Source organism: Cellvibrio fibrivorans, assembly GCF_031457055.1.
In the GTDB taxonomy this organism is placed as follows: Bacteria; Pseudomonadota; Gammaproteobacteria; order Pseudomonadales; family Cellvibrionaceae; genus Cellvibrio; species Cellvibrio fibrivorans.
The window spans coordinates 396,214-411,940 of record NZ_JAVDVX010000005.1 but is presented as its reverse complement, the minus strand read 5'-3'; the positions used below and the strand labels follow the sequence as shown (position 1 = coordinate 411,940).

Here is a 15,727-nt window from a genome sequence, read left to right as displayed (position 1 = left end):
GAAAGAGACCGCTCCTGTGCATCCATGCACCCGCGGTATACCGTTCATCCTGAACATAAAAAAAGGGAAGAACCCTAAAGCTCTCCCCTTTCATCGCGTTCACAAAAGCCCTTGCGGGCTTCAGGTTGTTGGACGATTAAGCAGCCAGAGCTGATTTAGCCTTCGCAACAACAGCAGCAAATGCCGCTTTGTCGTACACAGCCAGATCAGCCAGTACACGACGGTCGAGAACGATGCTCGCCTTTTTCAAGCCAGCAATCAATTGGCTGTAAGACAAGCCTTCAGCGCGAGATTGGGCATTGATACGAGTAATCCACAGAGCACGGAAATTACGCTTTTTAACGCGACGATCGCGGTAAGCATATTGACCAGCTTTGATAACCGCTTGCTTGGCAACACGGAATGTACGCGAACGTGCACCGTAGTAACCTTTAGCAGCTTTTAATACTTTCTTGTGACGACGACGCGCCTCTACACCACGCTTAACACGGGCCATATTTCTATCCTCTCAAAATTCGCAATTAGCGCTGATTAATTAGCACGGAACAAACGTTTCACGCGTGGTACGTCAACAGCATCAACGATGCTGGTGCCGCGCAGTTGGCGCTTACGTTTGGTGGTCATTTTGGTCAGGATGTGGCTCTTGTTAGCGTGTTTGAACTTGTAACCTGCGCCAGTCTTTTTGAAGCGCTTTGACGCGCCACTGTGTACTTTAGCTTTAGTTGCCATGTGATAAAACTCCACACATTTAGGTAAATAATATTAATAATCAAGGCAGCTAAAAGCCCGACTATTTTCTCTTTTTGGGGGCGATGACCATAGTGAGCTGCTTACCTTCCATCTTGGCAGCCTGCTCAACGGTACCCATCTCAGCAAGGTCGGTCTCGATGCGCTGCATCATTTCCATCCCCAGCTCCTGGTGGGCGAGCTCGCGGCCACGGAACTTTAACGTTACCTTGGCCTTATCCCCATGCTCCAGGAAGCGCATCAGAGCCTTTAACTTGACCTGATAATCTGCTTCCTCCGTCCCTGGGCGAAACTTCATTTCCTTCACCAGCTGCTGCTTTTGTTTCTTTTTAGCAGCGGCTTTGGTTTTCTTGATTTCAAACAGATGCTTGCCGTAATCCATAATCTTGCAGACTATTGGATCGCTATCAGCAACGATCTCCACCAGGTCAAGAGTAGCGGCTTGCGCCTGAGCCAGTGCATCGCTCAGTGCGACTATGCCGACCTGCTCACCCTCTGCGTTGATTAAACGAACCTGCTTGGCTTCGATCTGATCGTTGATCCGCGCTTTCTTAGAATTGCCTTTGGCCGCGGGAGCGTTATCTCGTTTGATAGTTGTATCTCCAATAAATTAATAAGAACAAATCTTTTTTCGCTTTAGCTGTCATTTAGTCAAAAAACTTTCTTTTAAACAGAAATATTTCGACCTCGACGCGCTATATCGGCGGTCAAGTGCGCGATGAAAGCTTCCAGATTCATTACACCCAAATCTTGTCCGTCCCTTGTGCGAATCGCAAGTGATTGATTTTCAACTTCTTTATCGCCAATGACGAGCAGGTAGGGTACCCGCTGAATTGTGTGCTCGCGGATTTTAAAGCCGATCTTCTCGTTTCTCAAGTCCGGAATTACACGAATGCCTTTTTCGCGCAGGGTTTTTTCCACTAATTTGACGTAATCAGCCTGGTTATCGGTGATATTCATGACCGCAACCTGGGCTGGCGCCAACCACACCGGGAAAGACCCTTCGTAATGTTCGATCAGGATTCCGAGGAACCTTTCGAAGGAGCCGAGGATAGCACGATGCAGCATCACCGGACGCTTGCGCACATTATCTTCAGCGACATATTCCGCATCCAGACGCTCGGGCAGTACATAGTCAAGTTGGATAGTGCCGCACTGCCATGAACGGCCCAGCGCATCCTTAATCTGGTATTCGATCTTCGGACCGTAAAACGCACCCTCACCTGGCAACTCTTCCCATTCCAGACCAGCAGCCCGCAGCGCTGTGCGCAACCCCTCTTCCGCCTTATTCCAGGTTTCCAGGGTGCCGGCGTATTTTTCTGGACGCAAAGAGAGTTTTACCGCGATATCGGTAAAACCGAAGTCGTCATAGATAGACTTGAGCATCTGGTTAAAAGAGGCAACTTCACCGACCACCTGTTCTTCGGTACAAAAGATATGCGCATCATCCTGCACAAAACCGCGCACACGCATAATGCCGTGCAACGCACCTGACGCTTCATTGCGATGGCAGGAACCAAATTCCGCCAAACGCAACGGCAAATCTTTGTGCGAACGCAGGCCGTGGTTGAAAATCTGGATATGGCCGGGACAATTCATCGGCTTGACCGCAAAGTCACGTTTTTCCGACTCAGTTGTAAACATGTTGTCGCGATAGTTTTCCCAGTGGCCGGATTTTTCCCATAGGGTGCGATCCATAATCAGCGGCGTTCTGACTTCCTGATAGCCCCACTCGTTTTGCTTGGCACGCATGTACTGTTCGATCTGTTGCCACAGCGTCCAACCTTTGGGATGCCAGAACACCATGCCCGGTGCTTCATCTTGCAGGTGGAACAAATCAAATTTCTTCGCCAGTTTGCGATGGTCGCGTTTAGCTGCTTCTTCCAGCAGATTCAAATAGGCTTTAAGTTGCTTGGCATCCGCAAACGCGGTGCCGTAGATGCGCTGCAACATTTTATTGTTGGAGTCGCCGCGCCAGTAGGCGCCAGAAGTACGCATCAATTTAAAGTTCAGGCAGAAACGCATGTTGGGCACGTGCGGACCACGACACATGTCAACGTATTCTTCGTGGTGATATAGACCCGGCGTTGCATTTTTAGGCACGTCGCGGTCCAGGATTTCCAGCTTGTAAGTCTCGCCGCGCGCTGTGAAAACGTCATAGGCTTCTTGCCAGCTGACTTTCTTTTTCACTACGTCGTATTCGGTTTTAGCCAATTCCAGCATGCGCGCTTCCAGACGGGCGATGTCCTCGTCGGTCAGCTTCTGCTCAAGGTCGATGTCGTAATAAAAACCGTTATCGATGGTTGGGCCAATAGCCATTTTCACATCGGGAAACAGTTGTTTAATCGCATGGCCGAGCAAGTGCGCACAGGAGTGGCGAATAATTTCCAGACCGTCTTCGTCTTTCGGAGTGAAAATCACCAGATCCGCATCTTCAGTGATCAGGTCATGTGCATCAACACGCTGGCCGTTAACGCGGCCACCAAGGGTAGCTTTAGCCAAACCAGCGCCGATAGACGCAGCAACTTCATAGACGGAAACGGGATTATCGAACGGACGTTTGGAACCGTCGGGGAGAGTAATAACAGGCATGATGTATCCTTTTTCAGTGGTGACCCCTACGAAAGGTCACGTGATTTTAAGAGAGTAAACAAGTATGGAAAAGCCAAATCCCACACCTACGATTGTGCGGGCCGGCGAGTATAGGGGAGCTTGAGGAGCCGAGGCAACCTTAGCGGGATGACAAGATCAGTCTGCGTTTGCGCCATTTAAGTGCCGCAACGAATAGCGTGAACAGCAAACAGGCAGCCAAGGCGATTAATACTTCGCGTAAGTGAGGCGAAAAAATCACCGTATACCCCTGCCCTTTGATAAGCGATGAAAAACTCGATACTGCAAAAGGCATCCAGAATAGCCGGAATGTTTGCCAGGGATTTGCGAAGGGCGATTGGCCATTGCTGACACTCAACATCAAGGCAATACCAATCACCACACTGATTCCCAGCGCATTAATCCAGATTTTGGGATTGGGATCAAAATGGAAATAGACAGTAACGAAATACCAGATCAGGTAATACCAGAGAATCATTTTGCCTGGTTGCAGCCGGGCAAAATAAGAAAGGATAAAAAACATATCAACCAGAACCGTAAAATTATCAAGACATCAGGCATACAGCACAAAAAATGCCATTTCCAGTATTTGACTCGATAATTTTAGATTCGCAAGGCTAAGGTGATAGCTCCAAAATTCTTTCTGGCAGTTTGGCTTTTGTTTGGCTCAGTATCCGACTGGTAGGACAAACCAATGCTTGCACGCTCCCATGCATAGGTAAAACCGGCCATTAACGAATATTGATAATGCTCCAGACCTTTAGATGCCGTTCTACCAAACTCATTACCGTCAACCAGAATTTGGTTGTGCACATAATTGCCTGTTCCTCCCAGATAGGCATACCAACCTTCAGAAGCAGCAATGGGTGTGCTGATGCGGCTGGATAAAAAACCCATCGTTGAATAGCTCCGTGCGAGGTCGCTGCCGACACGCAAGAAAACTCCTGCACCTGCGAGCGATTCCAGATTCCCAACCGCAACATCTGCTAACAACACCGCGTCAACCGGACTTGAATCTTCCGTCGAGAAACGCCACACCGCAGTACGCTGTAACTGCCAGACAAATTCATCATCGAGTTGATAGTCCCAGCCTCTGGGCTTGTCGGCATCTACGACTTTATGGACGAATTTCTGCACCTCCTCAGCACCAGACGACGGCCCCACAATGCCCACCAAGGTCGCAACATGATCGGCAAAATCATCTTTAACCACCACATACGAAGCACGCCAATAGAGTAAGCCCGCGTAGGGTGCATCAGCAGGATCGGGAATCTCTTTCGTAATATCATCAGGAGTCACCATTGCCTGCCCAATGGAATGCACTTTATAAGTGTAGGTAGGATCATCTTCGAGCATCCATGCCAAAGGTAATGTCAGTAGCGGCGGCTTGGTAAAGTCCTCGCCTGTTTCATTGCGCTGGCGCCAGGAAAAATAGATCCCGTTGGTATAGCCTCCTCCATCTTTGCCTGCCATAACATCATTATCCCAACTCGCCGAGATCCAATTAAGTTCGGCGACAACAGGCTGGCTACCAAAAATCATCGCACCGAATAATAGGCTGCGCGCCATGATCGATGATTCACCAAACAATACTGCAACCGTGGTTTTCATTAACGTCTCCCTTCAATAACAACGATTTTTTGAGGTATGGATTTGCAAATATCCGGCAATCCTAGTTGTTTTAAACCTTTCCTTCTGTGGGATAGGGAACGGATAAAAAAAAGCCCTCACGGTAGAGGGCTTTTTTGTCAGCTGCGATTGATACCACTAATCAATAAACGTCGCGGCGATAACGATGGGTTTCGATCAATTGTTGCAGATCATTTTCGCCCAGGATTTCAACTAGCGCATGATGCACACCGGTGCCCATGGCTACACCGCCGCACACATAAATAGCGGCACCGCGATCCAGCCACTCGCACAATTGCTGTTGCTTGGATCTCAACACATTCTGAACATAGCCATCACCATCGCGTGAATAGACTTCATCCAGTTCGGTGAGGAAACCCGATTGCTGCCAAGCATCGAGCTCAGATGCAAAGAGACGGTCCTTACTGCGCTGACGTTCACCAAATATCAACCAGTTTTGTTGCACGTCCTTAATGTAACGCTCATGTAAATGCGCTCGCAAACCAGCAATGCCCGTACCCGCTCCAATCAAAATCATCGGACAATTTGTTAAGGGCGCATGGAAAGAAGGATTGGAGCGAATGCGCGCAAGCACTACACCGTTTTCTTCCGCAGTGGCAGTCAACCAGCCAGAGCCCAAACCAAGCTCGCCATTTTCAGCAAATGTCTGGCGCACTACCAAATCCAATCGACCATCGGTTGCCAAAGACGCAATGGAATATTCGCGATGTGGTAAAGCGGGATTATTCTGCGGTTTAATTTCAAGGATATCGCCTGCTTGCCAATGAGCAGTACCGGGTTTCTGCGGCTGCAAACTCACACAGTAAATTCCCGTACCAAGGCTACCTTCATTAATCAGTTGCCGTTTTTGCAAACGCCATTCTTCGTATTCAGGCGCTGCAAAGGCAGGAACATTTGCTACACCACTGATATCGGCAATGGTTTTTTGCCAGGCGTTTATCGCTTGCTCATTGCCATTATCGACATTGATGCGAGCAAACAAGGGTTTGGCACCACTGGCTTGTAACCAGTTTTCAACTTGCTCCGCAAACGCGCAATAATCGCTGTAACGTTTATCGCCCAGCCCTAGCACAGCGAATTGCAATTGACTTAAACCAAGTGATGACTTCAACAATTTCCGGGCAAATCCGCGTGCAGAATCCGGTGCTTCACCTTCACCAAAGGTCGATACCAGGAACAACATTTTTTTCGCCGATTCGAGTGTACTCTTATCCAAAGCTGCAATATTTTTTACGCTCGCCTTAATACCACCAGATTGCAAAATCGTGGCCGTATTCCATGCAAGTTGCTCTGCAGTACCTGTTTGGCTTGCGTACACAACCCAGTAATCCGCATCAGTATGTGCATTGGAAATTCCGGCCGCAGCAGTCTTACTTTTGCGCTTTTTCTTGCGACGATCGAAATATAAAAGGAAACCGGTGATAGTAAATAATGGCATCAATAGCGATGCAGTCATATTGATAATCAAACCCGGCGTACCAAACCATTCACCGGTATGCAATTCATAAATACCTTGCATGATTCGCTTACCCAGTGGCTCCAGTGGCTTATAAGGTTGATCACTTATCAGTTCGCCAGATGCTGCATTGATGGTCATGGAACTACGTTGACGATCATTAGTCGCATCGGGAGTGACATAGTTAATCATCACCGGATCTTTTTCAGAACGCGGAAAACTGATGCTCGCAAATTTAAAATTATTAGCTGCTTCCGTTGCAAAAGTTGCCCATGCAAGATCAACAGAAATTGGAGCTGAATGTTCTTGCTGCATATTGCCCATACCGCCACGACCTTCGCGCCCACCTGGACCACCTGGACCGCCAGGGCCACCGCGCCGCTCTTGCACTGGCTCACCCGTTAATGCGATTGACGCACCATTTTTAAACCAGCTGTAAGACCAGGTCAGACCGGTTAACGCCATCAGCAAATACATCAGGATCATCCAGGTACCTATCACCGAATGCAATGCCCAGTAAAAATTTCGCCCTTTCAAACTGAAATCAATACGAAACCAGTTACGCCAGTTGAGCGCGCGGCGTGGCCAACGCAAATACAGCCCCGATAGCGCAAAAAACACTAATGCAAACGCACTGAAACCGGTGATTTGGCGGCCGATATTAATACCGCCCTCTTCCGATGGAATTAATAGCCAACGATGCAAAGAACGCACAGTGCGAAAAAATTGCTCGCCGTTTATCTTTCCCAGCAATTCACCGCTGTAAGGATTGATATAAACAGCCTCACCACGACGCTCACCCGGCGGCGGCGCAACACGAATCAATGCACTGCGATCTGCTTCAGGCCAGAGTGTGATTTGCTCAACACGTGCACCATCGCGCTGCGCGCGAAAACGCTCAGCAATGGCATCCGGTGTTAAACGTTCACCACGCACTTCTACACGCACAATGGATGGACTGATAGCATCCATTATCTGCCGCTCAAAACTCATCAAACCACCAGTGAGACCCACAACTGCCAGCACCACGCCGGCAGTAATCCCCAAGAACCAGTGAATCTGGAATAAAACGTTGCGCACTTTATGTCCCCATGCCAGTAAAAAAAGAGTGAATGTTTAACACGGTCTTTAGTTTTTTTTAGATTGTTTAATTTATTTATTCGGTATCTTGCTGTGCCAACTGCCAACCACCGCCGAGCGCTTTATACAAATCTACTGCGGCATTCAAACGCGACAACCGCTGCTGCACCAATGAATCTTGCACCTGAAATAAACTGCGCTGCGCATCCAGCAGCGATAACAAATCGTCGGTGCCCGCCCGGTAACGCGCTTCCGTCAAACGCAAGCTGCGCTCGGCATTGGCAACAATTTCCTGTTGGCTGGTTTCCTGGCGCTGGCTGATATCGGCTGTCACTAGTGCGTTATCCACCTCTTGCAAGGCCGTCAAAATGGCCTTGTGATATTGCAACAACAATTCGCTCTGACGCGCTTCAGTCAAACGTTTTTGATTGACCAGGCGCCCACCGTTAAACAGGGTTTGTGCGAGCGACAATGTCCATCCGGATGTCTGGGTTGCCGGATTCAAACTGAATAACTCACTGGCAGATTTACCCGCATTTGCGCCAAAGCTAATACCCGGCAATAACGCCGCACGTGCAGCATGGATATTGGCATTAGCCGCACGTAAATCCGCCTCACTCGCCGCCAAATCCGGGCGACGCGCCACCAGATCTGCCGGAGTGCCCGCTGCAATTTGCGGCACTTGCATAGCTAACAAGTTTTCTGCTGCAAGTGAAAATTCCTGTGGTGTTTTCCCCAACAAAATTGCCAATGCCGATTGGGTTTGACGCGCTTGCAACTCCAATGGCAACAGCGAAGAGCGCTGGGTCAGTAAATTGGTTTTCTGTTGCGCAACATCCGCTGCAGTTGCGGCACCGTTGTTATAACGTGCATCCACAATTTTTTGCACACGTTCAGCGATGGCAATATTTTTATGCGCCGTTGCAATACGCTCCTGCAACGCGAGCCACTGGAACCAGCCGCTGGCAATAGCCGCTTTGATACTGAGGGTTGCAGCATCCTGATCGTAACGTGTTGCGTCATAACCAGCCTTTGCTGATGCACGTTCAGCCGCGATACCGCCCCATAAATCCACCTCATAACTGATATTGGCACCAACACGGGTAGACTCACTGCGGGTATTGCTACCGCCATCCGAGGTGGAGCGGGATTCACCGCTGGAGGCACTGGCGCTGAGCGAGGGAAACAAACTCGCATTGGCAATACGCATTTGCAATTCAGCTTGCTTTACGCGCTCTGCCGAAATTAATAAATCCGGACTTTGTTGCTGCGCGGCTTGCATCAACTCATTTAACGCCGCTGATTGAAATGACTTCCACCAACGTGAATCTACTGCAATGGTTTCGATATCGGATTGCGTAGAAGCTACAGAATAATTGCCAGCATAATTGACATCCGGTTTTGGCACTGCTGTGGATGTGCAAGCTGCAACGAAGAGTGATGCGATCACCAGCGGCAATTGTTTAAACACGAGTGCTTTTAAGTGGAATTGCATAACCATTACTCCGTCGCCAAGGCTGCAACCGGATCGAGACGAGCCGCTTTGCGCGCAGGCAAATAACCAAATAACAAACCCGTCAAGAATGCACAGCTAAATGCCATAATCACCGGCCCCAATGAATACGCTACCGGCGTACCAAAATTGGCAATTAACATGGCCGTGCCCAAACCTATGGCTACACCAATCACACCGCCAAGCGCAGAAACAACCAAGGCTTCAATTAAAAACTGTTGCATGATGTTGCGTGTGCGTGCACCAGTTGCCATGCGCACACCAATTTCACGAGTGCGCTCCGTAACACTGACCAGCATAATATTCATCACACCTATGCCGCCTACCAACAGCGAAATCGCTGCGATAGAGCCCAGCAAAAAGGTCATGGTATTTTGGGTTTCAGAAACCATATCGATTAACGATGACATGCTGCGAATCTGAAAATCTTCCGTCCCGTGTCGCTCCATCATCAAGGCATGCACACGGGTTTGCACTTCTTCCATATTTTTTTCGTCATCGACCGAAATAGTAATATTGCGCAGGTATCGCTGGCCTATCACCCGCAAGCTACCCGTATTGAAGGGAACAAAGACTTTATCGTCCTGATCTTGCCCGCCAGGGTCAGCGCCGCGCTCGCTCATCACGCCGATTACCTGAAACAGCACATTATTAATGATGATGAATTCACCTAGGGGATTGTTATCAGCAAATAATTTTGTTGCCACGGTTTTACCCAGAACAACAACGGTGGCGTAATTTTTGTTGTCTTCATCGGTAAAAAAAGTGCCTTGCGCCACTTCCCATTTGCGCGCCATAGGAAATTGCGCAGCCGTTGCACTGATTTCAGTTGAGTGATCAATATTGCCGTAACGCAAAGTGAAACTGCCATTCAACTCAGGTAATGCAGCCGCAACATGAGGCAAAGTTGCAATTGCATCCACATCTTCTGGCACCAGCGTTACCGAATCCCAGCGAAAACGCTGCGTTGGCCCACCGGGGCGCACCAACAATAAATTGCTGCCCATAGCGCTGATGCTATCAACGACAGATTTTTTTGCACCATCGCCAATCGCTAGCATACTGATTACCGACGCTACCCCAATCACAATTCCCAGCAGGGTTAACACTGTGCGGAAAATATTGCTGCGCAGGGAGCGGAATGCGGTTTTGGTCGCCTCCAGAATTTCTGTTTTAACTTTTGGTGCGCCGTGCAACGCATGCTCTTCTGCTGGCAATTGCGTTGGAATAGCGGGACCAGGATCAGCAATAATTTTACCGTCGCGAATCTCAATCAACCGCTGGGCATGATGTGCAACTTCTGCATCGTGGGTAATAAGAATAATAGTGTGGCCTTGCGCCGATAATTCTTTTAGCAAACGCATCACTTCTTTACCGCTGTGGCTATCAAGCGCACCTGTCGGTTCGTCTGCGAGAATTATTTGCCCACCGTTCATGAGCGCACGGGCGATAGAGACGCGCTGTTGCTGGCCACCGGATAATTGGTTGGGGCGATGATGCAAGCGTTCCTGCAAACCCAACGAACTTAATAATGCAGTGGAGCGTTCGCGCCGCGCTTCAGGAGTCATGCCTGAATAGGTCGCGGGCATTTCCACATTTTCACAGGCGGTAGCGCCTGCCAATAAGTTATAACTTTGAAATACAAAACCAAAGGCTTCGCGGCGCAATTGCGCCAGGCCATCTGTATCCAACGTAGCCACGCTGGCGCCGTTAAATAAATAATCACCGCTACTTGCGCGGTCGAGGCAACCGAGAATATTCATCAAGGTGGATTTGCCCGAACCCGATTGCCCCATAATGGCAACAAATTCGCCGGGGTAAATCTCAAGATCTATGCCATGCAACACTTGGGTTGCAATTTCACCGTTACGAAACGTTTTGGTAACACCAGATAATTTGATTAGCGGCTTAATAGGTTTAACAGCGTTCATTAACGTCTACCCATGCCCATGCCAGGGCCACCCATTCCCATACCAGCGACCGGCTTTTGTTGGCTTGGGCGCGAACTTCCGCTCACCACTTTTTCACCCTCGTTCAAACCCTCAATGATTTGCGCTTGCACTCGGTTAGTGACACCTACCAATACTTTGCGCTCTTCAATATCGCCATCTTCGCCCATTACTTTAACCATGGCGGGGCGTGGGCGGTGTGCAGATTTATCTACGCTTTCTTTTGTTTCATCGCGACGCTTTTTCCACTCAGCTTTTTGTTCTTCCGTTGGTGGCGGTGCATTTGCTTGATCGCCCTTCGGACTCTCGCCTTGCGGACGATCTCCTCGCGGTGATGCAAAACTCACCGCAGACATAGGCACCAACAACACATCTTTCGCTTGGGATTCGATAAAAAAGACTTGCGTGCTCATCTGCGTCATCAATACACGGCTTTCGTTGGGAACATCAAATAACGCGTTGTACAAAATCACGTTATTGAGAACTTCCGGCGTAGGCTGTATGCGATTAATCTTGCTGTACCAGCGACGCCCCTGACTGCCCAGCGTCGTGAAATACACCGGCATTTCAACACGCAATTTTCCGATATCCGCTTCCGAGACTTGCGTTTGCACCGTCATGGTAGACAAGTCAGCAATACGCATAATGGTCGGCGCCATTTGATTGGTATTGAGTGTTTGCCCTTGGCGCGAAGTGATCGACACCACCGTGCCATCAATAGGGGAATAGATGCGGGCATAATTCAAATTCGCCGCCTCAACACGCAAGGTCGATTCGGTTTGCTGGATTTGCGCCTGCAAGGATTTGAGTTGCGCCTGAGCTGATTTTAAATTGGCATCGGCCGTTTCAACTGCTTCTGTCGTAGTCGCATCTTCGCTCAGCAGATTTTTTTGGCGTTTGAAATTAATCCCTGCCAAGGTTAACTGCGCTTCACGCTCCTGCAATTGCGCTTGCTGGTTGCGCAATTGCGCGCGGGTTGCATCTACTTTGGCGGCATAAACAGTTGCATCAATTTCCGCCAGAAGATCGCCCGCTTTTACTTCCGAACCAACTTCAACATGTAATTTTTTTAACTGGCCAGATACCTGTGCGCCTACATCGACATAATCCTGCGGTTGCAAAGTGCCAGTTGCCGTAACCAGGTTTTCGATGTCTCCACGCGCAACCAATTCGGTTGTATAAACAATTTCGGCTTCTTCATCATAAAACACACTACGCCATAGCAGGCCAGCAAGAATCAGTACAGAAACCAGTAATGCAATTGCACCCATTCGTGAGTGAAAAAAACGGTGTTTGGAAACAGGCAGATTCATAGTGTTATACCGCTAGACCCATCATCAAGAAACGCCAGTTAAACTGGCGCGCTAATTGTGGCGGCGAGTATAACCTGCACATGTGATGGAACTAAAAAAAAGCAGTGGGAATTAACAGTTATTGCACAATTCCGCGCCTCAAACTTGCGCCCACTGCCGCAATAAATTGTGATAGTGGCCAGTGAGGCCAACCAGCTCTTCTGTGTCGCCCACTTTTTGGCGCAGCGATTGAATATTGCAATCCAGTTCATGTAATAGATTGCGCTGCCAATCATCGCGCACCATGCTTTGCGTCCAAAAAAAACTGCATACGCGCTCGCCTTGGGTAACAGGCGCAACCTGATGCAAACTGGTGGAGGGATATAAAATTAAATCGCCGGCGGGCAATTTTACTTCGTGACTGCCGTAAGTATCCTGCACAATTAATTCACCGCCTTCGTACTCTTCCGGCTCGCATAAAAACAACGTGGAAGAAACATCAGTGCGCAAACTTAAATTGCTGCCGGGCACTAAGCGAATTGCACCATCGACATGAAAACCATAATGCTCACCACCGGAATAAGCGTTAAATAATGGTGGGACTACACGCAATGGCAAGGCTGCAGACATAAACAGCGGATTGGCATAAAGTGCCGTTAAAATAATTTCACCTAACTCGCGCGCAATCGGATTATCCACCGCCAGCTGGCGATTACGTTTGACTTGCGCGCCCTGCACGCCCACCGTCGCCTTACCATCAACCCATTGAGCTTGATTCAAACGTGCACGACATTCCGCAACTTGTTGCTTGCTGAGTAATTGTGGGATATGGATTAGCATAATTTTCTCGTAGAGATAAGGTTTATCGCGCCCTGTTTATCACCAAATAAATAAGGGGCGCAATAAATTGCGCCCCTGCATTCGCGGTTATGTCGATTAATTAAAACGCGAAGTTTACGCCCAAGCGCGCAGACAAAGGCGCACCAGGGTAATAACGTGAACCCGCATTGTTCAAGCTGCCGATATATTCTTCGTCAGTCAAGTTAAGCACGTTTAACTGCACGCTGAGGTTTTTGTTGATTGGGTAAGAGGCCATTGCATCAAACACCCAATAATCACCAAATTCCAATACGGAACGCAGCGCTTGCGCTTCAGCTTTGGTCAGGCTGGAGCTAGCCATGGTGTCAACAAAGCGCGCTCCACCGCCAATTACCAAACCATTTTCAAAGGTGTAGGTGTTCCATAAAGTGAAAGTCACTTCAGGAGACCATTGAATTACACCGCCTTCATTATTAGTTGCACCATTATTTGCTGCAGTGCGGTTACCGCGCACAATTTCAGTATCCATAAAAGCGATACCCGCATTCAATTGCCATGCTTTGGTCAAGGCACCTATTAACGCGAATTCAACACCCTCTACCTGCTTTTCACCTACCGCAGTTGATGAACCATCGGCATTGGTAGCGATTTCATTTTCGTTCGTACTTTTAAATGCAGCAGCAGTAAAGAACAAACTGTCATTCAACAAATTCCACTTGGTACCCAACTCCAAATTGGTTCCTTTTTGAGGATCAAGGTTGGGGTTGTTGATATTGCTACCTGCGGCTTGCGTTGCAGGATCAGTATTCAACGCAAAGTTAGAGCCTCCCGGCGGTAACTCAGAGGTCGCGTAGGAAGCATAAATCGAACCAGTATCAGTTGGTTTGTATACTCCACCTAATTTCCAGCTCAGCAACTCATCAGTCACATGGGCATCGCGCGCAAGCAAGGTGCCTACCGGAATAAGTTGTGGTGCAGGTGCAGTGACGGCTGCCTGGCGGGTAGTGGTATCGGTTTTGGTATGGAAACGGTCAGCACGCAGTCCGATGCTAACTTCCCATTGCGGATTCAGGGTGATGGTATCCAAAGCGTAAACGCCATAAGTGGTCGTTTCACCGTCAGTTTTAGCATCGGTGCGAACCAGCGGCTGGAACACATCGGCCGTGCTGGGGTTATAAAGGTTTGCACTTGCTTGCGTCAGCGTGGTTGACGATGTGGGGGATACAAATGGAATCCCCATGGTGTAGTTCAATTGGCTTTCGTAAATAAATTCCACACCGGAAGTGAGATCGTGCTTTACGCCACCCGCATCAAACGATGCCGTCAGATTGGTTTGGTTGGTGAGGATTTGATTGGATTGGTCCTTACCTTGGCGGCTGCGAGCCACTTGCCAGGTATCGCTATTGGTTTTGGTCGCCGCAGGAATCACCAACGCATTTACACCGGTCAATACTTGCTCTTGCTTGGTGTGGCCATAGCGAGAGGTATTGCGCAGAGTTACACCGTCCGCCAAATCGTGCTCGATGCGCACCGTGGTCATGTTGGCATTGACGTCGTTATGGTCACTGGTAGAGCCATAGAAATTTTCAGTATCCACTGGCAACAGATCAGGACCACCACCGGTCGGGAAGCGGCCAGCGTAAACACTGCTGTAGTACCCATCCAAACCAATAGTAGGTACGCCACCATCTGGAACACCTGACTGCTCCATCGACAGGAAATTCACATAGGTGCGGGTTTCAGTTCCCAAGCCCAAACCGAGCGATAATGCCAAGCCTTCAGAATTGTTTTCTACTTCATCGCGACCATCAACACCGGCATCCTGCTTCAACAGGTTTACGCGGATTGCCGATGTCTCGGTGATGCTGCGGTTAACGTCCACTGTTGCGCGCTTGAAATCGGCAGTCCCGCCGGTCAGCTTGCCAGTAATGGCATCTTCCTGGCTGGCCAACTTTGAGCTGAGGTTGACATATCCCGAGGCTGCGCCGCGGCCGTTATCCACACCAGCAGGGCCTTTAGCGATTTCTACTTGTTCGGTATTAAAGGTGTCGCGGCTGATGCTGCCCAGATCGCGGATACCATCTACATAGATACTGCCTTGGGTATCAAAACCGCGCATGAAGATAGAGTCACCAGTGGCCGTATTGCCATTCTCGCCCATCAACATAGTGATGCCGGGGGTATTGCGCAGAGCTTCACTCAGCGTAGTAGCAGCCTGTTGCTGGAATAACTCTTTTTTCACAACCACGATGGTTTGCGGAGTATCCACCAAGGGCTGGGTAAATTTGGGAGAACTGGCCTTTTCAGCTTTGTAGGCTGATTCAATCGCATCCGCCTCAACTTTAACGGTATTGAGTGTTTTGGTTTCTTTCGCTTCTTCAGCCGCCATAGTGCCTGCCGATGCCAACAATATGGCAGATGACAGAGCAGTTGCGGTCAACTGCACAGAGGTAGCGCGTTTTTTGGAAACAATGTGTGAAGAGGTAGATTTGATTATGGTCATGACAAGCCCTTGTAATAGTATCAATACGCAAAGAGGATTTAGGCGCACATAATATAGATAACTATTATCATCTGCAATAATAATAATTCTCATTTGAGAAAATATTTA

Annotated in this window: 12 protein-coding genes; all 12 read right to left on the bottom strand. The window is 49.0% G+C overall.

All coding sequences use genetic code 11. The annotated features are described in order from the left end of the window. Window positions 1-136 precede the first annotated feature (136 nt). Window positions 137-496, bottom strand: coding sequence for a 50S ribosomal protein L20 (gene rplT, locus J2X05_RS15055; protein WP_133685253.1), 360 nt, complete (start codon window positions 494-496; stop codon window positions 137-139). Between the two features lie 35 nt (window positions 497-531). Further along, window positions 532-729, bottom strand: coding sequence for a 50S ribosomal protein L35 (gene rpmI / locus J2X05_RS15050; protein ID WP_310073855.1), 198 nt, complete (start codon window positions 727-729; stop codon window positions 532-534). A 61-nt stretch (window positions 730-790) separates the two neighbouring features. Next, window positions 791-1,339: a translation initiation factor IF-3 gene (gene infC / locus J2X05_RS15045; RefSeq protein ID WP_081489679.1), complete on the bottom strand. Its 549-nt coding sequence runs from the start codon at window positions 1,337-1,339 to the stop codon at window positions 791-793. Between the two features lie 74 nt (window positions 1,340-1,413). Continuing rightward, on the bottom strand, window positions 1,414-3,339 hold the full coding sequence (gene thrS, locus J2X05_RS15040; RefSeq protein ID WP_310073852.1) for a threonine--tRNA ligase: 1,926 nt from the start codon (window positions 3,337-3,339) through the stop codon (window positions 1,414-1,416). Window positions 3,340-3,478: 139 nt separating this feature from the next. Continuing rightward, a complete protein-coding gene (locus J2X05_RS15035) occupies window positions 3,479-3,880 on the bottom strand; it encodes a hypothetical protein (protein WP_310073849.1) in 402 nt (133 codons plus the stop codon). 80 nt (window positions 3,881-3,960) lie between these two features. Continuing rightward, entirely contained in the window at window positions 3,961-4,968 is a 1,008-nt protein-coding gene (locus tag J2X05_RS15030) for a lipid A deacylase LpxR family protein (RefSeq protein WP_310073847.1), read from the bottom strand. Window positions 4,969-5,128: 160 nt separating this feature from the next. Next, the gene (locus tag J2X05_RS15025) at window positions 5,129-7,543 is read right to left on the bottom strand and encodes a PepSY domain-containing protein (protein WP_310073844.1); all 2,415 of its coding nucleotides are present in this window, start codon (window positions 7,541-7,543) and stop codon (window positions 5,129-5,131) included. 76 nt (window positions 7,544-7,619) lie between these two features. Continuing rightward, the gene (locus J2X05_RS15020) at window positions 7,620-9,038 is read right to left on the bottom strand and encodes an efflux transporter outer membrane subunit (RefSeq protein ID WP_310073842.1); all 1,419 of its coding nucleotides are present in this window, start codon (window positions 9,036-9,038) and stop codon (window positions 7,620-7,622) included. Window positions 9,039-9,043: 5 nt separating this feature from the next. Beyond that, entirely contained in the window at window positions 9,044-10,987 is a 1,944-nt protein-coding gene (locus tag J2X05_RS15015) for a MacB family efflux pump subunit (protein ID WP_310073840.1), read from the bottom strand. After that, window positions 10,987-12,318, bottom strand: a complete 1,332-nt coding sequence (locus tag J2X05_RS15010; RefSeq protein ID WP_310073837.1) for an efflux RND transporter periplasmic adaptor subunit — start codon at window positions 12,316-12,318, stop codon at window positions 10,987-10,989. The genes J2X05_RS15015 and J2X05_RS15010 overlap by 1 nt, the downstream gene beginning before the upstream one ends. 138 nt (window positions 12,319-12,456) lie before the next feature. After that, the gene (locus tag J2X05_RS15005; RefSeq protein WP_310073834.1) at window positions 12,457-13,137 is read right to left on the bottom strand and encodes a Fe2+-dependent dioxygenase; all 681 of its coding nucleotides are present in this window, start codon (window positions 13,135-13,137) and stop codon (window positions 12,457-12,459) included. A 100-nt stretch (window positions 13,138-13,237) separates the two neighbouring features. Continuing rightward, the gene (locus tag J2X05_RS15000) at window positions 13,238-15,619 is read right to left on the bottom strand and encodes a catecholate siderophore receptor Fiu (protein WP_310073831.1); all 2,382 of its coding nucleotides are present in this window, start codon (window positions 15,617-15,619) and stop codon (window positions 13,238-13,240) included. Window positions 15,620-15,727: the final 108 nt, after the last annotated feature.